We start from the raw sequence: 24,569 nt of genomic DNA on the forward strand, positions 1-24,569 counted from the left end.
TTACGCCTCCGCCACTTCAACGACCGAGCGCAGGACCTTGCCCTGCGTCATCTTCTCGAAGGCCGGTTCGATGTCTCCGAGTCCGATCTTCTCGGACACGAACGCATCAAGGTCCAACCGTCCGAGGAGGTACTGGTCAACGAGCATGGGGAAATCACGGGACGGAAGGGTGTCGCCGTACCACGCGGACTTGATCGAACCTCCCCGCGAGAACACCTCGTCCAACGGCATCTGCAGGGTAGTACCCGGGTCGGGAACACCGACGAGTACCACGCGGCCGGCGAGATCGCGGGCCTGGAAGGCCTGTTCGAAGGTCTTCGCGATTCCGACCGCATCGATGACCAGGTCGGCTCCATAGCCCCCGGTCAGCTCCCGAATGGCCTCGACCGCATCCCGCGACGAGGAATTGACCGTGTGCGTGGCTCCCAGCGACTGGGCTGTGGCGAGCTTGTCGTCGTCGATGTCGACGGCGATGATCTTCGTGGCCCCCGCCAGGGCAGCGCCCGCAACGGCGGCGGTGCCGACGCCTCCGCACCCGATGACAGCGACCGACTCCCCGCGCGCGACTTGGCCCGTGTTGATGGCGGCGCCGATTCCGGCGGTGATGCCGCACCCGAGGAGTCCCACGGCGGCATACTGGTCGGTGTCCAGGTCTCCCTCGATCTTGGTGCACTGACCGGCGGCCACCAAGGTCTTTTCCGCAAAAGCGCCGATACCGAGGGCTGCCTCGAGCTCGGTGCCGTCCTCGAGGGTCATCTTCTGCTCGGCATTGTGAGTGTCGAAGCAGTATTGCGGTTGGCCCTTCTTGCACGCCCGGCATTCGCCGCAGACGGCGCGCCAATTGAGGATCACGTGGTCACCGGGCTCGACGTCGGACACGCCGTCGCCCACCGCCTCGACCACGCCGGAGGCCTCGTGGCCCAACAGATAAGGAAAGTTGTCTCCGACTCCGCCACGCTTGTAATGGAGGTCGGTTTGGCAGACGCCGCACGTCAGAATCTTGACGAGCGCTTCGCCGGGGCCGGGATCGGGAACGTTGATGGTCGTGACTTCGACCGGCGCGTCCTTCTCCCGCGAGATGACGGCCTTGACCTTCTGCATGAGAGCCTCCTTGGAGATCAATGTGTGGTCTGGGCGGCGTCGAAGGACGTCCTTCGGAACCGCTTCGACATCAGTCAATCACAACGGATCGGGGACACGCCGCGTCGATCTCTTCTCGGCTTAATCCTCGTCAAGGTGGGCGGTGACCGCGCGTGCGAACGCGCCGGAGGTGAGAGCGTTGACGTGTGTGCGACCGGGGAGCTCACGGTAGACGGCGTCCGGGCCGAGGTATTCGACCAGGTCGGGGGAGTCCTGGGCCACGTTGTCCTCGCTGCCGGTGACGACCAGCGTGGGCTGAGTCGGAGCATGTTCTGCGGACGGTCCGAATTCGGGGATGGACAGCCGGCCGGCGCACGTCAGGAGGCCGCCTCGATCGAGCTCCGAGGAATCGACGAACTCGAGGACCTCTCGCGCGGCGGGAGACATGGTGGGATCGTTCCGGAGCGAACCTGTGCGTACACCGTGGGCGAATTCGGACAATTCATCGTGAGCCGGCAGGCCTCCCAGAACCAGTCGCCGAATCAATCGGTCCTCCTGGCAGGCGAGATCCCAGGCGAGCCGTGCTCCCAGCGAGTAACCGAACAGGTCGACGACGCCGTGGTCAGAGTCCAGGGAAGCGTTCGCCTCGTGGCCGAGGGACCGGCGAATCGCCTCCGACATCGCATCCAGGACGTCGAGGGAGGTCAGGGCGTGGTCCGAGGAGTCTTCGAGACCGAGGACGCCTTCGGTGACCGATCTCTGTCCGTAGTGGGCGCGAATGCGAGCTGCGGCCGAGGCGTCGTCGTGCCAGGGAAGGTGGAGGAATACGAGGGTTCTCTGGGGCCCGAGACGCCGGAGCCAGCCGGTGGCCAACCAACACTGCGTGACCGTGGTCGCGAAACCGTGGACGAGGACCAGAGGCACCGAACCCGCGCCCTCGGCGTGTTCGCCGGAGACGCGGGTCCATCGAAGATCGGGCACGGGATCAGCCCTGGTCGGAGTAGTCCAGGCGATCGTTCTGGAGCCTCAGTCTGCGCCCTTCGTCCACGAACTTCTGGCGGGATTCCACCAGCTTGTGCGCCTGCCGCGTGTCGCGGGGAGGAAGCTGAAGGTGTTCCTCGGCGCGGATTCCGGCCTCGAGTTCACGGGCCCGTTCCAATTCGGAGTCCAGCACGGCGCCGAAGAGGAGGACGTTGTTCATGATCCAGATGAACAGCAGCATCACGATCACGCCGCCGATGGTCCCGTAGGTCGCGTTGTAGCTTCCGAAATTCGATACGTAGAAGCCGAAGGCCGCGCCCGCGATGGCCATAGCGACGAGTGAGAATGCGGCACCCGGGCTCAACCACTGGAGCTTCGGCTGCTTGACGTTCGGGGTCGCGTAGTAGAGGAGGGCGATGAAGGCCACGGCAAGGATCAGCATGACGATCCACCTGGCCCAGCTCCAGACCGCCACGGTCGTGTCGCCGAGGCCGATCCAGTCGCCCGCGGCGTGAAGAATGTTCCCGGACAGAAGGAGAACCAGCATCATGATCACCACGATCACGACCATGAAAAAGGTGACGACCAGATTGATCGGCCGCAATTTCCAGATCGGCCGTCCCTCGACGACGCCGTAGATCTTGTTCAGGGCACGGCCGAATCCGCCGACGTAGCCGGACGCGGTCCAAAGGGCACCGACGACACCGGTGATCAGGGCGATCACGCCGGCTCCCGTGGAGCTGGTCAGTTGCGTGATGGGTTCCTTGATCAGTGCCATCAGTTCTTCAGGCGCATAAGGCCGGATGAAGTCGAGAATCGCTGTCGTGGTGGTGTCTCCCTCGCCGAACACGCCGAGCAGTGAGACGACGGCCAGCAGACCCGGGAACAGGGACAGCACCGCGAAATACGTCAGCGAGGCGGCGAGGTCGGTCCCGCCATCGGCGGTGAACGAATTCACTGACCTCTTGAACACGTATCCCCACCCGGGTTTGCTGATCTGGGACAAATTCTTCGCTTTGTCCCGATGAGCCGCTTTCGGGGCGTGTTCCGATTTGTGAATTGTCTGTTCCGAAAGATCCATGAATAACGATCCTGTGGTTTCTAGGGGCACGACCTCATCGCGCGGTGCAGTGTGCAGGCAAGGGATATTGCCTTTCTACAACGTACCCGAAAACAGGCCGAACCCCGGCTGGTTGGGGAGAATGTTGCTCAGTTCTTGTGGGATGGCCTCGGCTGGCGGGTACCCGGGCCGAGAACGCATCGTGCCCGCCGTCAACGGGTGACGGCGGGCACGATGCGTATCGGTGGCGGACGGGTCCGTCAGTTCCGGATTCCAAGAACCTTCGCCGTGTGGGCCATGATTTCGTCCGCGAGATCGGGTTCGTCATTGAGCCTGTGACCGTACGCCGGGACGAGCTCCTTGATGCGGGGCGACCACGCGTCGAACCGATCAGGGAAGCACTTCTTGACGAGGTTCAGCATGATCGGGACCGCCGTCGACGCACCGGGAGATGCCCCCAGCAGTGCCGCGATCGAGCCGTCGCCCTTGGTGATGAGTTCCGTGCCGAACTGCAGGACGCCGCCCTTCTTGGTATCCTTGCGCATGACCTGGACGCGTTGTCCGGCCTCGATGAGGTCCCATTCGCCTCCGGCGGCCTCGGGGTAGTACTCCCGCAGGGCGTCGATTTTCGCCTGACGGGTTTTGGTCAGCTCGGTCAGCAGGTACTTGACCAGGCCGAGATTGTCCAGGCCGGCGCGTGCCATCGGGTAGATGTTGTCGGGCTTGACGGACTTGAAGAGGTCCAGCAAGGACCCCTGCTTCAGGAAGTTCGTCTTGAAACCCGCGTAGGGGCCGAACAACAAGGAGCGTTTGCCGTCGACCCACCGCGTATCGAGGTGAGGCACGGACATCGGCGGCGCACCTACGGAAGCCTGGCCGTAGACCTTGGCGTTGTGTCGCGAGGCCGTCTCTTCGTGGGAGTTGCGCAGGAACAGACCCGAGACGGGGAATCCGCCGAATCCCTTGCCCTCCGGTATGCCGGACTTCTGCAGCAGGGGCAGCGCACCGCCACCGGCACCGAGGAACACGAACTTCGCGCGTACCAGGAGATCATCCTCGGCGTTGAGCCGGTTCGTCACGCGAAGGCTCCAGGAGCCATCGGATTCCTGACGGAGGTCCTGGACCTCGTGGCCGAACCGAACGTCGGCCCCTTGTTCCTCGAGGTGATGGGTGAACTGGAGGGCCAGGTTGCCGAAGTCGACGTCAGTACCCTCGCGCGAGTAATTTGCCGCGACCGTCTCCTTCGGATCGCGACCCTCCATGGTCAAGGGGGCCCACTCTGCGATCTTTTCCGGATCCTGGGAGAACTCCATTTTCTCGAAGAGCTTCTGGGCGCTCAGGGACTGGTAGCGAGTTTTCAGGTATTCGCTGTGGTCCTTTCCGAATACCAACGACATGTGCGGTACCGAATTGATGAAGGAAGGATTCGCAATCTTTCCCTCCTCGACCAGGGTTGACCAGAACTGACGGCTGGTCTGGAACTGCTCGTTGATGTTGAGCGCCTTGGCCGGGTTCACGGTGCCGTCCGACCCCATCGGAGCGTAATTGAGCTCACACAGCGCGGAGTGGCCCGTACCGGCATTGTTCCACGCGTTGGAACTCTCAGCGCCGACTCGATCCAGGCGCTCGAACAGGGTGATGTCCCAATTCGGTTCGAGCTCCTTGAGCAGAACGCCAAGGGTCGCGCTCATGATTCCGCCGCCCACGAGGACGACGTCGGTCGTGTGAGTCTGAGTCACTGTGGATATCTCCTGTGCTGGTTTCCGCGTCGGCGCGCGGTTTGGTTCCCGCCGAGGTACGTCGGGGCGGGCCGCGTCCTGACCGGTTGCAAAGGACGCATTCACTTCTCAGGTTAGCCCTTCCGAATCGCGCCGGTCGAACGGGCGCGTAGCATCCTTCAATGATGCGGGCCGAGGCGGATCATTTCTCCTCGTGTACTTCGATTTTGGAGAAATCGGCCACGCCCGTGGCGGTGAGCGGATACGAGACGACCCGCGAGTTGAGGGCCACCGCAGAGATGGGGAATGCCAACGGGATTGCGGGCATCGCTTCTGCCACGGACTTGTTGATCTTCTTGTACAGCTCGTTCCGTTCCCCGCCGTCGGACATCGAGGAAGCCTTCTGCACCTGGTCGAACAGGTCCGGATCGGAGAACCCGAACTGGGGGTTCTCCTGGCGGAACAGGGGCGACAGGAAGTCGTCGGGATCCCTGTACGCACCCATGTAGCCGGTCAGGGCGAAGGCCCGGTCCGAATTGGCCTGATTGATCTTGCTCAGGTAGTCGTCCGTCCACCGAATCGGGACGGGTTTGATGTTGAAACCGACCGAGGTGAGATCTCCCGCGATCTGGGCGAAAACCGCCTCCGGGCTCTGGACGTAGGCCAGGGACACGTCGGTCGGATAGTAGAACTGGAGTTCCTTGCCGTCGTACTCCGACTCTTCGAGGAGCTTCTTGGCGAGGCTCTGGTCCTGCCGATACGCGGATTGCGTGTCGGAGCCGCTGACCTTGAACAATTCCGGGACGAAGTCGTTGGCGACCTTCGTTCCATCGGGATAGTACTTGTCAGCGATGGGGGAGCGCGTGATCGCGTGGGCCGCCGCACGCCGGACTTTGATGTCTGACAAGGGGCCGGCTTGCTGATTCATGCTCACGTAGGCCACCGAGTACGGGTCGCGCTGCTGGATCTGGTATCCGCGGCGCGCGAGATTCACGAAGTCGTCGATGCCGATCTGGTCGTAGGCGTCAACGCCGCCCTCGAGGATCTCGTAGTACCGCTTCTGGGTACTGGTCACCGTCACGAACGTCAGTTTCCCGAGGTGCGCGGCCTCGCCCCAGTAATCAGGGAAGCGGGTCAGGGTCGCGGTCCGCCCGTCCCAGTCCTTCAGTTCGAACGGACCCGTACCGACCGGGTGGGAAATGTATTCGCCGTGGTCCTTGAAGGCCCGGGGAGATCCAATGCCGAAGGCAGGTTGCGTCAGGGCCTTGATCACGGACGGGTACGGCGTGGAAATGGCCAGTCGGACGGTGTGGTCGTCGACGGCGGTGCATGACCGATAGATCGACTCCCTGGACGAGCCATCGGCCTTGGTCGACCGAAAGATGGTTTGGTACGCGGTCTGATTCACCTGTTCGGTCTGGGTGTTCTCGGACCACCGGCGGAAGTTCTCGCACACGACGTCGGCCGTGAGATCCGTACCGTCGTGGAACGAGACGTTCTTCCGCAACGTGAACGTGTAGGTGAGGCCGTCGTCGGAGACCGACCAATCCGTGGCCAGTCCCGGGACCGGCTTGCCCGTGTCCTGATCGGCTTTGACCAGAGGCTCGAGAATTTGGGCCGCGATGCGCGAGGTCTCGAGGTTTGAGGTCAGCGACGGATCCAAGGTCGGTGCGGCGGCCGCGTTGCCGAAAACGAATGACGGTCCGGCCGGACTGGCCGAGCCGCTGGACGACGGAGACGGCCCCGACGAGTTGCCGCAACCGGCCAGGGCCACGGCAGCGACTCCCAGAGAACCGGTCAGGAATCCGCGCCGGGTGGTTCTCACGTCTCACTCCTCATGAAGGGTGCCATCTTGGAATCGCCCCCGGGATGCGGGGACGTACGGCCGGCCGAACCGGGCGCACGGGGCCGACGCCCACCAAGGGGCCGGCTGTCGGTGCGCGAGGCGGGACTTGAACCCGCACGCCTCCCCGGCACAGGAACCTAAATCCTGCGTGTCTGCCTATTCCACCACTCGCGCATGCCGCTCACTTCGGCGAGTCCACAGTCTACATGAGGGTGCGAAGCGGTTCGGCGCGGTGGGGCCGCGGGCACGGGGCCGGCGGAACGGCGTCGACCGTCAGGCGTCGATGCCGAGATCTCGCCGCAACTTGGCCACATGCCCCTTGGCCCTGACGTTGTATTGGGCGAGCTGGATCGTGCCGGAGCCGTCGATCACGAACGTCGATCGAATCAGGCCGACCGAGACCTTTCCGTAATTCTTCTTCTCGCCCCAGGCCCCGTAGGCTTCGGCGACCTCGTGGGAGGGATCCGAGAGCAACGGGAAAGTCAGGGACTGGTTGTCCACGAATTTCTGCAGCGCCCCCGGTTTGTCGGGCGAGATTCCCAGGACCCGGTATCCCAGAGACTCCAACGAGTCGAGATTGTCCCGGAAATCGCAGGCCTCGGTGGTGCACCCGGGGGTCGATGCCTTGGGGTAGAAGTAGACAATGACCGTTGAGCCGGCGTAGTCGGCGAGTGAGACCTGCTTGCCCAGGGCGTCCTCGAGGGTGAAGTCCGGGGCAGGGTCTCCCGGCGACAGTCGAGTGGAATCGGTCATGCAAGAACCTCCGGTCGTGACGGCCATGGCGCTCCAGCGTTGTCGGTGCTGGGACACCACGTGGCCTGATTGTTTGTGCTGTTGGCCATTGTACGAGCGTAATATCGGCCGTTGGCTCAGTGCCCGGGTTCCGCGTGGTGCTTATAATTTCAGCCATGCCTCACTTCCAGGAATGGTCCATCAGTCGCCTGATGTCCACCGCAGCAAGGATGCTGGAACACAATTGGAACCGACAGCTGCAGTCTCTCGGACTCACGCACGCCGGTGTCATGGCCCTCGACGTCATTTACCGAGAGGGCAGCCTCACCCAGGCCCAGGTGGCCCACAAGGTCGGCGTCCAAGCGCAGACCATGGGCAAGACCCTGACGCGCCTCGAAGTGCACGGGCATATCGCACGGCAGCGCAGCACCCAGGACCGTCGTAGTTACTTGATGGTCATCACCGACAAAGGGAAGCGCGCCCTGGCCGAGGCCACCGAAGTCGAGGAAGAACTCGCGGGCACGGGGGTGCTGGAACACGGTGAGCTCCGGGAAGCACTCGAGCAGGTCATCAGAGACCTGTCGAACACGGACACGATGCCGCTCAAGATCGTCCGGGACACCATGGAGAGCCTCCCGCAAGAGGCTCGATGGGTTGCTGAGGGCGTCGCATCCCAGCGCCCGGCGGGGGAGCCGACTGACGGAGCCCCCGAGAGCGCGGAGGACTGACGACGTCGGGCCGGCGGTCGGCCCGTCTGTCCCATCCGGTGTCTCGTGGGCACGCGCGCTGCGTCCAGGCCACCGGACCAGGCCCCGACGACGGCTCGTTCATCCCGAATCTCTGGCCACGTGCATGAATCCTGCCGCAGGGGTTGAGAGCGAGCAGCGCCCGTGGGAAAGACCTGAAGCACACGAAAAAACCCGGTTCGTTGCCGAACCGGGTTATCCATCGTGCGCCCCCCGGGACTCGAACCCGGAACCCATTGATTAAGAGTCAATTGCTCTGCCATTGAGCTAGAGGCGCATGCCCCAGAAGGGGCGAGAAGTGAAGACTTCCGTGCGCCCCCCGGGACTCGAACCCGGAACCCATTGATTAAGAGTCAATTGCTCTGCCATTGAGCTAGAGGCGCATACCTTTTGGCGGCTGGAAACCAGTGTCCCAGCGCGTCGGCAACGAAAAGAAACTATACGCAGAGCCCAGGACCCGTGCAAGTCGAATCGCCCGCTGTGATCAAGCGAACGTCAGACCGAAACCAGCTCGCGGACGTAGCTCAGGAAATCTTCAGAATCTGCTTCCTGCTCGAGCACTTCGGCGCCGTAGGCGGTCTCGATTTCGACTAGGGGCAAGACCTTGAGGTCGAACGCGGTCCGTGACGTGGTCTCGAGGCGCAACCGACCCTGCCCCGAGCTCGAGGCATCGATCAGGTTGGTGTTGTCGATCGCGTTGGGGAGCCCCAAGGACGCGAGGGCCGCCGGGTCGAACGGGGCCACGATGATCTCCGAAGGGTACCGGCGGTAGCCCACGATGAAGTGGCGTTGGGTCACCCCATGATGCTCCCCGTCCGAGGGCTGGCTCGCGTAGGTCGCACATCCGGTTGCGTAGACCAGGTTGTATGCACCGTAGTTCATGACCTGGCTGTCGAAGACGGTGTGCAGACGTTCTGCCAGGGTCGGCGAGGTTTCCGGTTCGGAGGACATATTTCAAAGTCTATCCAGGTCAGGCTCGTAATCGAATGGGTGTCGAACAACTTGTTGATCGATTGCAACGAGAGGACATCATGTAACCGGAGCAGAGGTCGCTCGGGTTGACCGTCGTGGGCGTGTGGCGCAGATTTCATATTCTGATACATTTTTGACCCCCTCAGGCGGGGACGTCGATCATGAATCCATGGCACATCACGAAGCTCTGGTTCTTACCGGCGTACGCGTCTCGCTCATTATTGCGGGTCGCGCGGCTGGGCTGGCCTAGAACCAGATATTTCGTACCGCGCAGACCCCTCACCGAGACTCAGGTTGAGGGGTTTTTTCGTGTCAGGTCGGATTCCACCGGATCAGGACTGGCTCATGGCGGACCCACAGGACCCGCCGCACCGCAGAACACAGCAGGAACAAAAGGACGATCACATGAGCAACGAAAAGTCGGCGACGCCGGCCACGGTTGCCGCCTCGACTTCCGGGTCGCAGAGCAGCGCCCCAAGAATTACTGGGTCCGAAGCGGTCATTCGTACTTTGGAGAAGCTCGGAGTCACCGATGTCTTCGGCCTTCCCGGCGGCGCCATCCTGCCGACCTACGATCCACTCCTTGATTCGGAGAGCATCAACCACATTCTCGTGCGCCACGAGCAGGGTGCGGGCCATGCGGCCGAGGGGTATGCCCTGGTGACCGGCAAGGTCGGCGTGTGCATCGCGACGAGCGGGCCTGGAGCCACGAACCTCATTACTGCGCTGGCCGACGCGAATATGGACTCCGTACCGATGGTGGCCATCACCGGGCAGGTGGGGTCCAAGGTCTTGGGAACGGACGCGTTCCAAGAGGCTGACATCGTCGGCATGACCATGCCGGTGACCAAGCACTCCTTCATGGCGACCTCTCCCGAGGACATCCCCCGAATCATCGCGGAGGCGTTCCACATCGCCGCGACCGGTCGGCCCGGACCCGTTCTCGTGGATATCACCAAGGACGCCCAGCAGGGGCTCATGACCTTCGAATGGCCCGTGGACATGCAGCTGCGTGGGTACCGGCCGGTGGTCCGCGGGCACAACAAACAAGTCAAGGAGGCCGCCAAGCTGTTGGCCGCGGCCGAACAGCCGGTTCTGTACGTCGGGGGCGGCACGCTCCGTGCCCACGCGAGCGAAGAATTGGCGGGGCTGGTTCGCACGACCGACGCCCCAGTGGTCACGACTTTGACGGCCAGGGGCGCATTCCCCGATTCCGATCCCCATCATTTGGGCATGCCGGGTATGCACGGGTCCGTTCCCGCGGTCACCTCGATGCAGAAGGCGGATCTGATCGTCGCCCTGGGCGCGCGATTCGACGACCGAGTCACCGGACACGTCGAATCGTTCGCTCCCCACGCGAAGGTCGTCCACGTGGACGTCGACCCGGCAGAGATCTCGAAGATCCGGGTTGCCGACGTGCCGATCGTGGGGGATCTCAAGGCAGTGATCCCCGAGCTCATCGATGCGGTGAGTGAACTGCAACGAGAGAACGGACCCGCGGATCTGAGCGGTTGGTGGGCCATCCTGAACCGGATCAAGGACGAGTATCCGCTGGGTTACGTCCCGACCGAGGACGGCCTCGGCTCGCCCCAGCACGTGATTCAGCGCATCGGAGAGCTGACGGGGCCCGAGGCGGTCTACGTTTCCGGCGTCGGACAGCACCAGATGTGGTCCGCCCAATTCATCGGGTACGAGCGCCCGCACCAGTGGCTCAACTCTGCTGGGCTCGGAACGATGGGTTACTGCGTTCCGGCCGCGATGGGCGCGAAGGTCGGCAACCCGGACAGGGTCGTCTGGGCGATCGACGGCGATGGTTGCTTCCAGATGACGAATCAGGAGTTGGCCACGTGCGTCCTGAATGACATCCCGATCAAGGTGGCCGTGATCAACAACTCCTCGCTGGGCATGGTCCGGCAGTGGCAGACGCTGTTCTACGACGGCCGGTACTCGAACACCCACCTGGATACGGGTCACGATTCCCGCCGAATTCCCGATTTCGTCAAGTTGGCGGAAGCCTACGGTTGCGCGGCCTTGCGTTGCACGAATGACGACGAGATCGACGAAACCATTCGGAAGGCCCTGGAGATCAACGATCGACCGGTTCTCATCGACTTCACCGTGAGCCCCGATGCCATGGTGTGGCCGATGGTTCCGGCCGGCGTCTCCAACGATGCGATCCAGATTGCCAAAGACACGTCACCCGATTGGGACGGAGAGGAATAACCATGTCTCGTCACACGCTGTCCGTCCTGGTCGAGGACACACCCGGCGTTCTCGCGAGAGTCTCGGGTCTGTTCGCACGTCGCCAATTCAATATTGACTCCCTGGCCGTGGGCGCCACCGAGGTTCCGGGCATATCCCGGATCACCGTGGTGGTCGACGCGGAAGGGGGCCTGCTCGAGCAGGTCACCAAGCAACTCAACAAGTTGATCCATGTTCTGAAAATCGTTGAACTGCCATCGGAAACCTCGGTGCAGCGCGACCACATCATGGTCAAGGTCCGTGCGGATGCGGCGACTCGCATCCAGGTCACCCAGGCCGCGGACCTGTTCCGGGCATCGATCGTCGACGTCTCCACAGAGTCCGTCGTCATCGAGGCCACGGGAGCCCCGGAGAAGCTCCGGGCCTTCCTGGAAATTCTGGAGCCCTTCGGCATACGCGAGATCGTGCGTGCCGGGACCCTTGGCATCGGGCGCGGTGTGCGCTCGATGAGCGAGAGGGCTCTGCGCCATCAGTAATCCACTTCGCACGTGAAGCCATTTCGTGCGAGGCGTTCACAAACCTGTCATGCGCCGGCAGAATCCGGGGCATCGTGGGCCGGGAAGCTAGGCTTTTTATAGCAGTGGCCCGGGCCACCACGACCATAGTCCGCGGGCAAATGCCCGTGGGGAAGATAGAGGAGTTCTCAATCCCATGGCTGAAATCTTTTACGACGACGACGCAAACCTCGCGGCGATCCAGGACAGCTCCGTCGCGATCATCGGTTATGGATCCCAGGGTCACGCGCACGCGCTGAACCTCCGGGATTCCGGCATCGACGTTCGTATTGGCCTCGCCGAGGGCTCGTCCTCGCGCGCCAAGGCCGAAGCTGAGGGCCTGCGTGTCCTGACGGTCGCGGAAGCCGTCGAAGAAGCAGACGTCATCATGATCCTGACCCCGGACCAGGTCCAGGCCGCGATCTACAAGGAATCGATCGAGCCGAACCTCGAGCCGGGGAACACCTTGTTCTTCGCCCACGGGTTCAACATTCGTTTCGACTACATCCAACCCATCGAGGGCGTGTCCGTGGCCATGGTCGCCCCCAAGGGTCCCGGCCACACCGTGCGTCGTGAGTTCGAGGCCGGACGCGGTGTCCCCGCACTGGTCGCCGTCGAGGTCGATGCCTCGGGCAAGACCTTCGAGCTCGCTCTGGCCTACGCCAAGGGCCTCGGCGCAACCCGCGCCGGCGTCATCAAGACCACCTTCACCGAGGAAACCGAATCCGATCTCTTCGGCGAGCAGACCGTTCTGTGCGGTGGCGTTTCCCAGCTGATCCAGTACGGCTTCGAGACGCTGACGGAGGCCGGCTACCAGCCGGAAATCGCCTACTTCGAGGTGTGCCACGAGCTCAAGCTCATCGTTGACCTGATCAACGAGGGCGGGATCACCAAGCAGCGCTGGTCCTGCTCCGACACCGCCGAATACGGCGACTACGTGTCCGGGCCCCGCGTGGTGACCCCCGAGGTCAAGGACCACATGAAGGCGGTTCTCTCGGACATCCAGGACGGCACCTTCGCCAAGAGGTTCATGGACGACCAGGCCAATGGCGGCAAGGAATTCCAGGAGCTCCGTGAGAAGGGCGCATCCCACCCGATCGAGAAGACCGGCCAGGAATTGCGCAAGCTCTTCTCCTGGAAGTCCTCCGACGCCGACTACACCGACGGCTCGGCGGCTCGCTGAGAATCAGAACCCGATGACGGTTCGGCAACGGCCGGTCATCCGAACCCCCGGATGGCCGGCCGTTGCACTTGTGAAGTCTTTCCCCATCAGGCATCCAACCATTACCTAGGAATTCGACTGTGACTCAAACGCCCGTTGTCCTCCTCGCGGAGGAACTTTCGCCCGCCACCATCGACGCCCTCGGAGAGGGATTTGAGATCCGCACGACGGACGGATCCGACCGCCAGGCCCTCCTCCGGGACATTGCGGACGTCGACGCGATCATGATTCGCTCCGCGACCAAGCTGGATGCGGAAGCCTTCGCGGCCGCTCGCCGCCTCAAGGTCGTCGCCCGAGCCGGTGTCGGTTTGGACAACGTCGATATTCCCGCTGCCACGGCCGCGGGCGTGATGGTGGTCAACGCCCCCACGTCCAACATCATTTCCGCGGCGGAGCTGACCGTCGGCCACATTCTGGGGCTGTCCCGGAACATCGCCGCCGCCGACGCTTCCATGAGGGAGGGACAGTGGAAGCGCTCCCAGTACACCGGAATCGAACTCTTCGAGAAGAAGGTCGGCATCATCGGCCTGGGCCGGATCGGTGGACTCGTTGCCGAGAGGCTCCGGGCGTTCGGGACCGAGATCCTCGCCTACGATCCGTTCGTGACGAGCGCGCGGGCGGCCTCGCTCGGCGCCCAGATGGTCGAACTGGAGACTCTGTTCCGGGAGTCCGACATCATCACGATCCACATGCCGAAGACCGCAGAGACGACCGGAATGGTCGACGCCGCAGCCTTCGAGCTCATGAAACCTTCCGCCTTCGTGGTCAACGTGGCCCGCGGCGGCCTGGTCGATGAGGAGGACCTGGCGGAGGCGCTCAAGACGGGCAAGATCGGTGGAGCCGCCATCGACGTCTACGTCTCGGAACCGCCGCAGGGCGTCGAATTCGTGGGCATGGACAACGTGGTCACCACGCCCCACCTGGGTGCGTCGACTGCGGAAGCCCAGGAGAAGGCGGGGATCTCCGTGGCCAAGTCGGTCAAACTGGCCCTCGAAGGGGAACTGGTCCCCGACGCGGTCAACGTGGCCGGCGGCCCCATCGACGCCGACGTCCGACCCGGCATCGCGCTCGCCGAGAAACTCGGCCGAGTACTCACCGCGTTGACCCACGATTCACCGCTGACCAGCGTGGAGGTCAAGGTGGCTGGGGAGATCGCTTCCAAGGACGTCTCGTCGCTGAAACTCGCGGCCCTCAAGGGCGTTTTCACGGACGTCGTTTCCGAGAAGGTCTCCTACGTCAACGCCCCCATGATCGCCGAGCAGCGCGAGATCGAGACCACCCTGGTCACGACGTCCGAGGTGGAGGGTTTCCGCAATGAGACGACCCTCTCGGCCATTCTGGCCGACGGCACGCGCATTGCAGTCTCGGGGACGGTCACCGGCCCCAAGCTCGTGGAGAAGCTCACGGGTGTCAACGGCTTCGATTTCGAGGTCGGCCTGACGGATCACATGATGATCCTCGACTACCGCGACCGGCCGGGCGTCATCGCTTCGATGGGAACCCTGCTGGGAACCGCAAGCATCAACATCGCCGGCATGCAGGTCTCCCGCGGGGAAGGGCAGGACAAGGACCAGCGGGCCCTGTCCGTCCTGGCCCTCGATTCGCCGGCTTCCCCCGAAATGGTGGCATCGATCAAGTCGACCATCGAGGCCGATCGTACCGCGTTCGTCTCGCTCGTCGACTAGATACCGACGACCGACCACGACGCCGCCCGGCCCGACACTCGAGGTGGGCGGCGTCGTGACGGTTCAGTACCGCACTATCCACAGGCCGGCGTCCGGGGCAGGAGGACGCCGGCATCTGCCTTAGAGTAGGAGCCATGACTTCCACTTCAGCCGAGCCCTTCTACATCACCACGGCTATCGTTTACCCGAACGGTGATCCGCATATTGGCCATGCCTACGAGCACATCGCCACGGACGTCATGGCGCGGTTCAAGCGCCTGGACGGATACGACGTGCGGTTCATGACCGGAACCGACGAGCACGGTCAGAAGATGCAGACCTCGGCCGAGAAGCAGGGGGTGACCGCCAAGGAGCTGGCGGACAAGAACTCCGCTCGCATCAAGGCGATGGACGACCTCCTGGGTGTCAGCTACGACCGTTTCATTCGGACCACGGATCCGGACCATGTGGCTTCCTGTCAGGAGATGTGGCGGCGGATGGAAGCCAACGGGGACATCTACCTGGACAAGTACGAAGGCTGGTACTCGGTCCGTGACGAAGCGTTCTACGGCGAGGACGAGACCGAGGTCAGGGAAGACGGAGTCCGTTACGCGATCCCCACGGACACCGAGGTCGAGTGGACCGAGGAGGAGTCGTACTTCTTCCGGCTCTCCAAGTACCAGGACCGGCTGCTCGAGCTCTATTCCTCCGAGGGATTCGCCTACCCCGAATACCGTCGCAACGAAGTCGCTTCCTTCGTGCGGTCCGGGCTGAGGGACCTGTCCATTTCGCGGACGACGTTCGACTGGGGCATCCCCGTTCCGGGCGACGAAAAGCACATCATGTACGTGTGGGTCGATGCTCTGACCAACTACCTCACGGGACTGGGCTTCCCCGACACCGAGGGGGAGTTGTTCCAGAAGTACTGGCCGGCGAATTTCCACGTGATCGGCAAGGACATCACCCGGTTCCACACGATCTACTGGCCGGCTTTCCTCTGGTCCGCGGGGCTGGAACTTCCCCGCGAGGTCTTCGCTCACGGATTCCTGCTGGTGGACGGCGCGAAAATGTCCAAGTCCGTCGGAAACGTGCTCGACCCTGCGCAGTTGGTGGAGAGTTTCGGCGTGGATCCCCTGCGGTTCTTCCTGCTTCGCGAAGTGACCTTCGGCCAGGACGGTTCCTACAGTGCTGCCGCGATCGTTTCTCGCATCAACTCGGACCTGTCGAACGACCTGGGGAATTTGGCGCAACGATCCCTGTCCATGGTTGCCAAGAACTGCGGATCCGCCGTTCCTGAGCCGGGGGAGTTCACGGCCGAGGACCGCGAGGTGCTGGACGCAGCGGATGCTCTGTACGCTCCGGTGCGCGAGGACTTCGACCGCCTGGACTACCACCGCGCCCTGGAGCGCGTGTGGAAGGTCATTGCCCAGGTCAACCGGTACTTCACGGCGCAGGAGCCCTGGAAGTTGCGGAAGACGGATCCCGCGCGCATGGCGACGGTCCTCTACGTGACCCTGGAATCCCTGCGCATTGTGGCCACTCTCGTCCAGCCCGTCATGCCTGATTCAATGGGTCGACTGTTGGACCAGCTCGGCCAGCCAGAGGGGGAGGCCCGTGCCTTTGCGGCCCTGGACCATCGGATCGTTTCAGGCACGGCCTTACCGGCGCCCGAAGGCATCTTCCCCAGGTATGAGGCGGCCACAGAATAAAGGTATCCGCCTTGTATCCAGATAAACAAAGTTGGAACCTTGTTATGCGTTTCATCGAGTTCCACCCTTGTATCGAACCGTAGCGGCTGGCAGGATCGACACATGTTCGTTCTGACCGTGGACCAAGTGGGTTCGAGGGAGGCCGCGGATGCCGTGCCTCATCTCGAGCGAGCCCGCGGCGTCGAGGAGGCCGTCCTCCGCTTCGACAGGACGGCCGGGGACGAGGCCCAAGCAGTCTTCGATGCGGCGGATCCTGCGATTGAGTGTCTGCTTGCCCTCGCCTCGAGCGGCGAGTGGCACTGCGGTCTCGGCCAGGGGACTATCGAGGCTCATCGCATTTGAGGGTGTAGGTGGTTCCTGAAGCCGCCGGTGTCGAGCAGCGATCGGGCTATGTAGTTCGTGAGGTTCCGGAATCCGAGGGCGGAGCCGCGGAGGTGTTCCAGGCGCCCGTTGATCGCCTCTGTTGGCCCGTTGGACGTGCCGGGCCGGTCGAAGAACGCGAGGATGTCGGCGGCGCGCTGCTTGAGCGTGCGGCCGAGCTTGCGGACCTCCACGAGCGCGGCGGGGACGCCGCTGGAGACGGAATCGATGACGGCTGTCATCAGCTTCTTCGCCGTCTTCCGATCGGGTTCGCGGTAGGCAGCGATCACGCGCTGGTAGATGCCCCAGGTCGCCTCGACCTCGACGTGCTCGGAGACCGCGAACAGTGCCTCGAGACGGGTCTGCTGCCGGTCAGTGAGCAGCTGCGCGCCGGTGTGGAGGATGCGGCGGGCCTTGTAGAGCGGATCGTTTTTGCGGCCCCGCCGGCCGTGCAGGCACTGCTGGACGCGACGACGGCAGGTGTCGAGGGCGTCGCCGGCGAGGCGGACGACGTGGAACGGGTCCATCACCGCCTGCGCGTCCGGGAGCTCCTCGCTGACGGCGGTCTTGAAGCCGGTGAACCCGTCCATCGCGACGACCTCGACACCATCGCGCCAGTCCTGCGGGCGTGCGGCGAGCCAGGTCTTGAACACGGCTTTCGAGCGACCCTCGATCATGTCCAGCAGACGGGCGGGGCCGGTCTTGTCGCGGTTCGGGGTGAGGTCGATGATGACGGTGACGTACTTGTCGCCGACTCTCGTGTGGCGCCAGACGTGCTCGTCGACGCCGATCACGGCGACGCCGTCGAACCGGGCGGGATCGTCGATCAGCACTCGACGCCCTTCAGCGAGGACCGCGTTGTTCGCCGTGTGCCAACCGACACCGAGTCCGGCGGCGACGCGGGCGACGGTGAGGTGGTCGATCACGAGCGCTTCCAACGCCCACCGCATCCCGCTACGGGACAGCTTGGCTCGCTCGGGCGCCGCTGCCGTGAGGTCCTCACGCCAGGACCGTCCGCATCCCGAGCACTTGTAGCGGCGGACCCGGACCAGCAGCGTCGTCGGGCGATGACCGAACGGCTCGTGGGCGAGACGCCGCGTGTCCGTCCCGCGCGAGAGCGCCTGGCTACCGCATCCCCGGCACCACGGATCCGGCTCGGCGACGCGGCACTCGATCACCGCGCGATCCGGCTCAAAAAGCTGACCGGTGGCCACGAGGCCGAGCTCGTCGAGATGGCAGAACACGGTCAGATCAGGGGTCGCGAAGGTAGCGTGGTGCACGTCGAGGTCTTCCGGCAGATGGTCAGTGTGAGAACTTCCATCATCGGAAGGCCTCGACCCTCATCCGGCGACCGACGCGCTCAGCCACCTACCCCCTCAACTGCGAAGAGCCACTATCGAACCGCCCTGGCCGAAGACCGCCCGGGAGGGGAGGGGCTCGGCCTACATCAATGCGCGGGCTGCCGTCGAGGATGCCAAGCGTCCCGGTGCACATCACGTCGGATTCACCGCAGACTCGGATCTGGGCGCCGGAGTCCGGTCCGGATTGCGGGCAATCGTGACGATGTGGAGCAAGAGAGGGGCAAAAGCCCGAGAGGCCTACGACCTCGCCGTGACCGGAATGACCCAGGCCGACATGGCGCGTCGCCTCGGGATCAGTCAGCAAGCGGTGTCCGGCAGGTTGTCCGCGAGCATGTACCGGGAGACAGAGGATCTCCGCCGCGAGATGATTCGCTGGGCCCAGCACCTGGACTCGACGGACGGTCTCGCGAGGACAGCGGGGTCATCATGACTCTGATCGCCCTCTCGATCATGATCCTGGCGGCCGTGCTCGGCGCCATCGTGTGCTTCCGCGTCCCCGCGGTCAGTGTTCGAACACGCCGCACCTGGGCCCTGGTGTTCCTGATTCTGCTGGTCGCGGCCGCAAGCGCCGCCACGGCCAGTGCCCTTCAGGGGGAGGGCATCGGGGTCGAACCGTGGGCCGCCGTGGTTGCCATCGTCTCCGGGGTTGCGGCTGCCGCGCTGACCGGGTCGCCCGTGACCGCCGCTGTGCTTCAGTTCTCCCAACGGAGCGGAAAGCTCTACCGATCGGGCAGGCGCCGCGAACCATCGGAGGCGCCCGCAGATCCCGAGCGCGATTCCGACCTGCACGGCGGATTGTGGATCGGGGTCCTGGAGAGGGTCGGTGTGGCCGTCACCCTGATCGCGGGGTGGCCGACAGGGCTCACGGTGCTCGCCGCGATCAAGGCCCTGGGCCGGTTTGCCGAGCTCAAGCAGCCCGGCCGTCGAACGGTTCATCCTCGGAACCTTCGGCTCATTCCTCTGGGCGGCCGCCTGGGCCGGGGTCGCGATGCTCCTGACTCGAGGGCTGTGATCTTGTTCGAACCGAGGAATGTTGGCCCGGAACCCCGACCGGGCCCGGGCCATGGCTCACATACTGAGATCGCATCCTACTATGTGGGCGTGACGGGCTCCAAGGGGCTACCTTGTCTCTATGAGCGACACCACGGATACCCGCACCCTTGACCTGGCCGTCATCCCCGGAGACGGCATCGGCCCCGAAGTCACGGAACAGGCGTTGGCCGTCCTCACGAAGGCCGCGGGCCGTGCGGGCCTGCGTGTCTCGCCGACTCACTATGAACTCGGTGCCGAGGCCTGGCTTCGCACGGGGGAGACGCTGACGGACGAGAAGCTCGCCTCGCTCCGTGAGCACCAGGCCATCCTCTTCGGCGCAGTCGGGGCCGATCCGCGATCGACTCAGGTTCCTTCGGGGCTCATCGAACGCGAAATCCTGTTGCGACTGCGATTTGCCTTCGACCACTTCATCAACCTGAGGCCGTCACGGCTGTATCCCGGTGCCGTGTCCCCGTTGTCCGCGCCGGGCGACATCGACTTCGTCGTCGTCCGTGAGGGTACGGAAGGGCCGTATGTCGGCAACGGGGGAACGGTCCGCGAGGGCACGGAGCACGAAATCGCGACCGAGGTCTCCGTCAATACGGCCCATGGCGTCGACCGGTTGATCCGCTACGCCTTCGACCTGGCGGCCTCGAGGGACAGGAAGCACTTGACCCTCGTTCACAAACACAATGTGTTGGTCCACGCCGGTGGCCTCTACCGCCGCACCTTTGACCGGATCGCCCAGGAATATCCGCAGGTTTCCACGGACTACATTCACGTCGATGCCGCGACGATCTACATGACCACGGATCCGGCCCGGTTCGACGTGATCGTGACGGACAATCTGTTCGGGGACATCCTCACCGACCAGGCCGGCGCGATTTCAGGCGGCATCGGCTACGCCGCCTGCGGCAACATCAACGCGGAATTCACGGCGCCGTCCATGTTCGAACCCGTGCACGGATCGGCGCCGGACATTGCCGGACGGGGAATCGCGGATCCCCGTGCCGCGATCCTGGCCGGAGCTTTGTTGCTTCGTCACCTGGGCCACGAAGACGCAGCGAGTACCATCGAGTCAGCAGTCGAGGACGATATGCGGGACCACGGCGCCGAGCAGCGATCGACCGCAGACATCGGTCGAGCTGTTCTCGCCGGGATCTGAGCCTCTCCTCTCTTCCCCGATAGTCCGGGCGCCGCCGCAAGGACGCGGCGGTCGCGCGGTACAAGACACACACGCACATGCTGGAAACGGAGCCCACGTTGAGCACTTCGACCTTCACCACCACCGAGAACCAGGAACCGACCACACCGGAAAGGCTGGCCGAGATTCTGGCGGCTCCCGGGTTCGGTGAATTCATGACGGACCACGTGGCCAAGGTCGAGTGGAGCGGCGAGAGCCCGGACGGCGGCGAATGGCGGGATGCCCGGATCGAGCCGTACGGCCCCCTGAGCCTCGATCCCGCGACGTCGGTCCTGCACTACGGCCAGGAAGTCTTCGAGGGGCTCAAGGCGTACCGTCACCAGGACGGCTCCGTCTGGTTGTTCCGGCCCGAGGCGAATGCCCAGCGTTTCCAGAAATCGGCGAGGCGACTGGCCCTCCCGGAGCTTCCGGTCGACCTCTTCGTCGACGCCGTCCGGAACCTCGTGGAGAAGGACTCGCGGTGGATCCCGGAGGGAGAGGGGACTTCGTTGTATCTCAGGCCCTTCATGATCGCGACGGAAAAATTCCTCGGCGTTCGGCCGACGCACGAGGCGCTGTTCGAGGTCATCGCCTCACCCGCGGCCAACTACTTCGGAACTCCCGAGCCCGTCGACATCTGGTGGGCCCGAGACTACGCCCGAGCTGGCGAAGGCGGCACGGGCGCAGCCAAGTGCGGCGGCAACTACGCGGCCAGCCTTCTGCCTCAGACAGAGGCGGAGGAGAAGGGGTGCAAGCAGGTCATCTTCACCGACCCCCACCGGGACAACGCCGTCGAGGAGCTCGGGGGCATGAACGTCTTCTTCGTGTTCAGCGACGGAACACTGGTGACCCCGGAATTGACCGGAACCATTCTGGAAGGAATCACTCGCACCTCGATCATCCAGCTCGCCGAGGAACAAGGACACCGGGTCGTCGAGCGAAAGATCACAGTCGACGAGTGGCGTGACGGCGTGGAGAGCGGCGAGATCGCGGAAGTCTTCGCGTGCGGCACGGCCGCCGTCGTCGCGCCCATGGGGCGTCTGCTCTGGGAGGACGGCGAGATTCCGGCGGCGAAGAACACCAACGGTGAAGTGACCGAACTGTTGCGGACGCAACTGACCGGGATTCAGACCGGACGGGTCGAGGACCGTTTCGGGTGGTTGACCCGCGTCGTCTGATCCGACCCGTGTTCGTCCTCGCGGCTCTCTTCCGAGGGCCGAACGTCACACCTGTGGATTGCTGAGCTGTGTCTGCGGTATAGGCGCTAACCTGGATTCATGCGCATTGCACGATTTACAGCCGAGGACCAACTGTTCTACGGACGCGTCGACGGCGAGGACGGTCAGGAGACCGTGACCGTACTCGCGGGCGACCCGTTCTACACAGGGATCAACCCCACAGAAAAGACCTTCCCGATGGCCGACGTCCGTCTGGTCGCGCCCATCATTCCCCGTTCCAAGGTCATTGGTGTGGCCAGAAACTGGAACGAGCACGCGAGCGAGCTCGGGAACGAAGCACCCACCTCGCCGCAATTCTTCCTCAAACCGAATACCTCCGTGGTCGGTCCCGGGGATCCCGTGACCCTGCCGGATACCAGTGAGGAAGTTTCCTACGAAGCCGAACTGGCCGTGGTCATCGGGCGCATGTGCAAGTCGGTTCCGGTCGAACGTGTTCCCGAAGTGATCTTCGGATACACCTGCGGCAACGATCTGACGGCGCGTGATCTCCAGGCCACCGACCTCCAATGGACTCGCGCCAAGGGATTCGACGGTTCGTGCCCGCTCGGGCCGTGGATCGAAACGGATCTGGACACAGAGAACCTCAGCGTCAGGTCGTGGGTTGATGGTGAATTGAAGCAGGACGGCTCCACGAGCGACATGATCTTCGGCGTCGCCGATCTGGTGTCCAGGATCTCCGATGCCTTCACCCTGCTGCCCGGTGACGTCATCCTCACGGGCACACCGGCGGGCGTCGGCCTCGTCGAGGACGGGCAGGAAGTCGAAATTGAGGTCGGCGGTATCGGCGCACTCGTCAACCGGATGCGGCGGGCCTGACCACACGACGGCGGGGCCACGCCCCGGAAACCTCTGAGAACGAAAGCGATGAGTATCCAAGAATCATGACAACCGAAGCCATTAAGCCGACGGTGAGCGAAGACCGTCCCGTACGCGTACGCTTCTGCCCCTCACCGACCGGCACACCCCACGTGGGCATGGTCCGGACCGCGTTGTTCAATTGGGCTTATGCCCGTCACACGGGCGGGCGGCTCATCTTCCGCATCGAAGACACGGACGCGCAGCGGGACTCCGAAGAATCCTTCAACCAGGTCATTGAGTCGCTGCGGTGGCTGGGCATCGAATGGGACGAGGGGGTCGGCGTCGGAGGACCTCACGAGCCCTATCGGCAGTCCGAGAGGGGCGAGATCTACCAGGACGTCATCGGCCGCTTGAAGGACGCGGGCTATGTCTACGAGGACTTCTCGACTCCCCAGGAAGTCGAAGAGCGCCATCGTGCCAAGGGCGAGGACCCGAAGCTGGGCTACGACAACTTCGACCGTGATCTCACCGAGGAGCAGAAGGCAGGCTTCCGTGCTGAGGGGCGTGAACCGGTCCTGCGTCTGCGCATGCCGGACGAGGACATTACGTTCAACGATGTCGTTCGCGGGGAGATCACGTTCAAGGCCGGGTCCGTTCCGGACTATGTGGTGGTGCGGGCGAATGGCAACCCGTTGTACACGCTCGTCAACCCCGTGGACGACGCCCTGATGGGCATCACGCACGTGCTCCGGGGAGAGGACCTGTTGTCCTCGACGCCGCGTCAGATCGCCCTGTACAGGGCTCTGGTGGGCGTGGGGATCGCCGAATTCATCCCGGAATTCGGGCACCTGCCGTACGTCATGGGCCAGGGGAACAAGAAGCTCTCCAAGCGGGACCCGGAATCGAATCTCTTCCTCCTGCGGGACGAGGGATTCATCAAAGAAGGTCTGCTCAACTATCTTTCCCTCTTGGGTTGGTCGCTTTCCGCGGACGAAGACATCTTTACCGTGGATCAATTGGTCGAGAATTTCGATGTTCACGATGTCCTCGCCAACCCCGCTCGGTTCGATGTGAAGAAGGCCGAAGCGATCAATGGTCAGCACATTCGCATGCTCGATGCGGCTGATTTCGAAGAGCGTTTGTTGCCCTATCTGAGAGACGCCGGAATCGTTGACGAGGAACTCAGCGACAGGGAACGGCAGATCCTGCACGAGGCGGCCCCCCTGGTCCAGGAAAGGATGCAGCTTCTCGGTGAGGCGCCCGGGCTCCTCGGGTTCCTCTTCCGCGGCGACCAGGAGATCGTCATCGCGGATGATGCGCGGAAGCAGCTCAAGGAATCCGCTCCGGACGTCCTGCGCGCCGCTCACGAGGCGCTGTCGCAGCTCGAGACCTGGGAGAGCGCATCGATCGAGCAGTCGTTGCGTTCGGCCATCGTCGAGGGCCTGGAGATCAAGCCGCGCCTGGCCTTCGGCCCGGTTCGCATTGCCGTCTCGGGCGCGCGGATCTCGCCGCCCCTTTTCGAATCGCTCGAAATCCTCGGCAGGGAGTCCTCGTTGCGTCGGATCGACGCCCTGATCCGGGACCTGGCGGACCGGTCCTGAGGTTCCGGCCAGGCTGTCGCCGGTCGCGCGTCTCTCCGCCGGAGTAGGGGCGCGACCGGCTCGCCTGAGGGTGGCCGAGGCCACGTTGTGCGAGGTTGCGTGGGTCGGGTGGGGGCTGTAGAGTATTTACTCGTTGCGGAGATGAGGCCGGAAGGTCGAAACGCCGCAAACAGTGGGATATGGTGTAATTGGCAACACAGCGGTTTCTGGTACCGTCGTTCTAGGTTCGAGTCCTGGTATCCCAGCGAACATAGCTCTGATATAAAAATCACGTGTTATGATTCACATCGGTCGATTTGGAAACAAACTCCAGAGTGTGTAAGATAAATCGAGCGGTCATGAGGAAGACAGTAATTCCGAAATGACATTCTGGCCCCATCGTATAGCGGCCTAGTACTCCGCCCTCTCACGGCGGCAACACCGGTTCGAATCCGGTTGGGGTCACAGGTCAAAGAGCCCGGCACAACAGTGCCGGGCTCTTTTTATTGTCGGTCAGGGATTCACTCCAAT

At 63.6% G+C, this 24,569-nt stretch carries 21 protein-coding genes and 5 tRNA genes; 15 read left to right on the forward strand and 11 right to left on the reverse strand.

From position 1 onward, the window contains the following. The 7 genes from ACTSLZ_RS07075 to bcp all read right to left on the reverse strand — a co-directional run bounded on the left by ACTSLZ_RS07075 (nucleotide 1) and on the right by bcp (nucleotide 7,438). Nucleotides 1–1,101, reverse strand: coding sequence for an S-(hydroxymethyl)mycothiol dehydrogenase (locus ACTSLZ_RS07075; protein WP_129314190.1), 1,101 nt, complete (start codon nucleotides 1,099–1,101; stop codon nucleotides 1–3). A gap of 120 nt (nucleotides 1,102–1,221) precedes the next feature. Beyond that, nucleotides 1,222–2,061, reverse strand: coding sequence for an alpha/beta fold hydrolase (locus ACTSLZ_RS07080; RefSeq protein ID WP_443094566.1), 840 nt, complete (start codon nucleotides 2,059–2,061; stop codon nucleotides 1,222–1,224). Between the two features lie 4 nt (nucleotides 2,062–2,065). Beyond that, nucleotides 2,066–3,142, reverse strand: coding sequence for a YihY/virulence factor BrkB family protein (locus ACTSLZ_RS07085; protein ID WP_443094567.1), 1,077 nt, complete (start codon nucleotides 3,140–3,142; stop codon nucleotides 2,066–2,068). Between the two features lie 239 nt (nucleotides 3,143–3,381). Further along, complete coding sequence (locus ACTSLZ_RS07090; protein ID WP_443096111.1) at nucleotides 3,382–4,869, reverse strand: malate:quinone oxidoreductase; 1,488 nt, start codon at nucleotides 4,867–4,869, stop codon at nucleotides 3,382–3,384. Between the two features lie 172 nt (nucleotides 4,870–5,041). Further along, nucleotides 5,042–6,664, reverse strand: coding sequence for an ABC transporter substrate-binding protein (locus ACTSLZ_RS07095; RefSeq protein WP_443094568.1), 1,623 nt, complete (start codon nucleotides 6,662–6,664; stop codon nucleotides 5,042–5,044). 112 nt (nucleotides 6,665–6,776) lie between these two features. Beyond that, a tRNA-Leu gene (locus tag ACTSLZ_RS07100) sits at nucleotides 6,777–6,859 on the reverse strand. A gap of 99 nt (nucleotides 6,860–6,958) precedes the next feature. Continuing rightward, the gene (bcp, locus tag ACTSLZ_RS07105; RefSeq protein WP_443094569.1) at nucleotides 6,959–7,438 is read right to left on the reverse strand and encodes a thioredoxin-dependent thiol peroxidase; all 480 of its coding nucleotides are present in this window, start codon (nucleotides 7,436–7,438) and stop codon (nucleotides 6,959–6,961) included. 191 nt (nucleotides 7,439–7,629) lie between these two features. On the opposite strand from bcp, the gene ACTSLZ_RS07110 reads away from it, so the two are divergent. Beyond that, nucleotides 7,630–8,145 carry a MarR family winged helix-turn-helix transcriptional regulator gene (locus ACTSLZ_RS07110; protein WP_443094570.1) on the forward strand — a complete coding sequence of 172 codons (516 nt, stop codon included), beginning with the start codon at nucleotides 7,630–7,632 and terminating at the stop codon, nucleotides 8,143–8,145. Nucleotides 8,146–8,368: 223 nt separating this feature from the next. Here the strand turns inward: ACTSLZ_RS07110 and ACTSLZ_RS07115 are convergent. From ACTSLZ_RS07115 to ACTSLZ_RS07125, 3 genes are all read right to left on the reverse strand, one after another. Next, nucleotides 8,369–8,440 (reverse strand) — tRNA-Lys (locus ACTSLZ_RS07115). 34 nt (nucleotides 8,441–8,474) lie between these two features. Then, a tRNA-Lys gene (locus ACTSLZ_RS07120) sits at nucleotides 8,475–8,546 on the reverse strand. A 112-nt stretch (nucleotides 8,547–8,658) separates the two neighbouring features. Beyond that, nucleotides 8,659–9,114 carry a hypothetical protein gene (locus tag ACTSLZ_RS07125; RefSeq protein WP_443094571.1) on the reverse strand — a complete coding sequence of 152 codons (456 nt, stop codon included), beginning with the start codon at nucleotides 9,112–9,114 and terminating at the stop codon, nucleotides 8,659–8,661. A gap of 426 nt (nucleotides 9,115–9,540) precedes the next feature. Between ACTSLZ_RS07125 and ACTSLZ_RS07130 the strand changes: the two genes are divergently transcribed. The 6 genes from ACTSLZ_RS07130 to ACTSLZ_RS07155 all read left to right on the forward strand — a co-directional run bounded on the left by ACTSLZ_RS07130 (nucleotide 9,541) and on the right by ACTSLZ_RS07155 (nucleotide 16,828). After that, nucleotides 9,541–11,358, forward strand: a complete 1,818-nt coding sequence (locus ACTSLZ_RS07130) for an acetolactate synthase large subunit (protein WP_443094572.1) — start codon at nucleotides 9,541–9,543, stop codon at nucleotides 11,356–11,358. Nucleotides 11,359–11,360: 2 nt separating this feature from the next. Continuing rightward, the gene (gene ilvN / locus ACTSLZ_RS07135; protein WP_129314198.1) at nucleotides 11,361–11,873 is read left to right on the forward strand and encodes an acetolactate synthase small subunit; all 513 of its coding nucleotides are present in this window, start codon (nucleotides 11,361–11,363) and stop codon (nucleotides 11,871–11,873) included. A gap of 175 nt (nucleotides 11,874–12,048) precedes the next feature. Beyond that, nucleotides 12,049–13,074 (forward strand): ketol-acid reductoisomerase, encoded by a 1,026-nt coding sequence (gene ilvC / locus ACTSLZ_RS07140; RefSeq protein ID WP_178979700.1) that lies wholly within the window; start codon nucleotides 12,049–12,051, stop codon nucleotides 13,072–13,074. A 119-nt stretch (nucleotides 13,075–13,193) separates the two neighbouring features. Continuing rightward, nucleotides 13,194–14,798, forward strand: a complete 1,605-nt coding sequence (gene serA / locus ACTSLZ_RS07145) for a phosphoglycerate dehydrogenase (protein ID WP_129314200.1) — start codon at nucleotides 13,194–13,196, stop codon at nucleotides 14,796–14,798. Between the two features lie 134 nt (nucleotides 14,799–14,932). Beyond that, nucleotides 14,933–16,486: a methionine--tRNA ligase gene (gene metG / locus ACTSLZ_RS07150; protein WP_443094573.1), complete on the forward strand. Its 1,554-nt coding sequence runs from the start codon at nucleotides 14,933–14,935 to the stop codon at nucleotides 16,484–16,486. A gap of 102 nt (nucleotides 16,487–16,588) precedes the next feature. Further along, entirely contained in the window at nucleotides 16,589–16,828 is a 240-nt protein-coding gene (locus ACTSLZ_RS07155) for a hypothetical protein (RefSeq protein ID WP_443094574.1), read from the forward strand. Here ACTSLZ_RS07155 and ACTSLZ_RS07160 read toward each other — a convergent pair. Then, nucleotides 16,816–18,126 carry an ISL3 family transposase gene (locus tag ACTSLZ_RS07160; protein ID WP_179628043.1) on the reverse strand — a complete coding sequence of 437 codons (1,311 nt, stop codon included), beginning with the start codon at nucleotides 18,124–18,126 and terminating at the stop codon, nucleotides 16,816–16,818. The two genes, ACTSLZ_RS07155 and ACTSLZ_RS07160, sit on opposite strands and share 13 nt — an antisense overlap. A 277-nt stretch (nucleotides 18,127–18,403) precedes the next feature. Between ACTSLZ_RS07160 and ACTSLZ_RS07165 the strand changes: the two genes are divergently transcribed. The 8 genes from ACTSLZ_RS07165 to ACTSLZ_RS07200 all read left to right on the forward strand — a co-directional run bounded on the left by ACTSLZ_RS07165 (nucleotide 18,404) and on the right by ACTSLZ_RS07200 (nucleotide 24,503). Beyond that, on the forward strand, nucleotides 18,404–18,637 hold the full coding sequence (locus tag ACTSLZ_RS07165; RefSeq protein WP_443094575.1) for a hypothetical protein: 234 nt from the start codon (nucleotides 18,404–18,406) through the stop codon (nucleotides 18,635–18,637). Then, the gene (locus ACTSLZ_RS07170; RefSeq protein WP_443094576.1) at nucleotides 18,634–19,371 is read left to right on the forward strand and encodes a hypothetical protein; all 738 of its coding nucleotides are present in this window, start codon (nucleotides 18,634–18,636) and stop codon (nucleotides 19,369–19,371) included. Before ACTSLZ_RS07165 ends, ACTSLZ_RS07170 begins: the two co-directional genes overlap by 4 nt. After that, on the forward strand, nucleotides 19,340–20,404 hold the full coding sequence (locus ACTSLZ_RS07175) for a 3-isopropylmalate dehydrogenase (protein WP_129314204.1): 1,065 nt from the start codon (nucleotides 19,340–19,342) through the stop codon (nucleotides 20,402–20,404). The genes ACTSLZ_RS07170 and ACTSLZ_RS07175 overlap by 32 nt, the downstream gene beginning before the upstream one ends. A 77-nt stretch (nucleotides 20,405–20,481) precedes the next feature. Further along, nucleotides 20,482–21,600 (forward strand): branched-chain amino acid aminotransferase, encoded by a 1,119-nt coding sequence (locus ACTSLZ_RS07180; protein WP_443094577.1) that lies wholly within the window; start codon nucleotides 20,482–20,484, stop codon nucleotides 21,598–21,600. Between the two features lie 99 nt (nucleotides 21,601–21,699). Continuing rightward, complete coding sequence (locus ACTSLZ_RS07185; RefSeq protein ID WP_129314206.1) at nucleotides 21,700–22,476, forward strand: fumarylacetoacetate hydrolase family protein; 777 nt, start codon at nucleotides 21,700–21,702, stop codon at nucleotides 22,474–22,476. 65 nt (nucleotides 22,477–22,541) lie between these two features. Then, entirely contained in the window at nucleotides 22,542–24,059 is a 1,518-nt protein-coding gene (gltX, locus tag ACTSLZ_RS07190) for a glutamate--tRNA ligase (RefSeq protein WP_443094578.1), read from the forward strand. A gap of 173 nt (nucleotides 24,060–24,232) precedes the next feature. Continuing rightward, a tRNA-Gln gene (locus tag ACTSLZ_RS07195) sits at nucleotides 24,233–24,304 on the forward strand. Between the two features lie 126 nt (nucleotides 24,305–24,430). Beyond that, nucleotides 24,431–24,503 (forward strand) — tRNA-Glu (locus ACTSLZ_RS07200). Nucleotides 24,504–24,569: the final 66 nt, after the last annotated feature.

The sequence above is a fragment of the Rothia koreensis genome (assembly GCF_052232265.1).
Classification (GTDB): domain Bacteria; phylum Actinomycetota; class Actinomycetes; order Actinomycetales; family Micrococcaceae; genus Rothia; species Rothia koreensis.

Bases quoted from the DNA above. Each gene is read 5' to 3' on its own strand.
- ACTSLZ_RS07075 (WP_129314190.1), bottom strand. From the start codon at position 1,101: ATGCAGAAGGTCAAGGCCGTCATCTCGCGGGAGAAGGACGCGCCGGTC.
- ACTSLZ_RS07085 (WP_443094567.1), bottom strand. From the start codon at position 3,142: ATGGATCTTTCGGAACAGACAATTCACAAATCGGAACACGCCCCGAAA.
- bcp (WP_443094569.1), bottom strand. From the start codon at position 7,438: ATGACCGATTCCACTCGACTGTCGCCGGGAGACCCTGCCCCGGACTTC.
- ACTSLZ_RS07110 (WP_443094570.1), top strand. From the start codon at position 7,630: ATGTCCACCGCAGCAAGGATGCTGGAACACAATTGGAACCGACAGCTG.
- ACTSLZ_RS07125 (WP_443094571.1), bottom strand. From the start codon at position 9,114: ATGTCCTCCGAACCGGAAACCTCGCCGACCCTGGCAGAACGTCTGCAC.
- ACTSLZ_RS07130 (WP_443094572.1), top strand. From the start codon at position 9,541: ATGAGCAACGAAAAGTCGGCGACGCCGGCCACGGTTGCCGCCTCGACT.
- ilvN (WP_129314198.1), top strand. From the start codon at position 11,361: ATGTCTCGTCACACGCTGTCCGTCCTGGTCGAGGACACACCCGGCGTT.
- ilvC (WP_178979700.1), top strand. From the start codon at position 12,049: ATGGCTGAAATCTTTTACGACGACGACGCAAACCTCGCGGCGATCCAG.
- metG (WP_443094573.1), top strand. From the start codon at position 14,933: ATGACTTCCACTTCAGCCGAGCCCTTCTACATCACCACGGCTATCGTT.
- ACTSLZ_RS07155 (WP_443094574.1), top strand. From the start codon at position 16,589: ATGTTCGTTCTGACCGTGGACCAAGTGGGTTCGAGGGAGGCCGCGGAT.
- ACTSLZ_RS07170 (WP_443094576.1), top strand. From the start codon at position 18,634: ATGACTCTGATCGCCCTCTCGATCATGATCCTGGCGGCCGTGCTCGGC.
- ACTSLZ_RS07175 (WP_129314204.1), top strand. From the start codon at position 19,340: ATGAGCGACACCACGGATACCCGCACCCTTGACCTGGCCGTCATCCCC.
- ACTSLZ_RS07180 (WP_443094577.1), top strand. From the start codon at position 20,482: ATGCTGGAAACGGAGCCCACGTTGAGCACTTCGACCTTCACCACCACC.
- ACTSLZ_RS07185 (WP_129314206.1), top strand. From the start codon at position 21,700: ATGCGCATTGCACGATTTACAGCCGAGGACCAACTGTTCTACGGACGC.
- gltX (WP_443094578.1), top strand. From the start codon at position 22,542: ATGACAACCGAAGCCATTAAGCCGACGGTGAGCGAAGACCGTCCCGTA.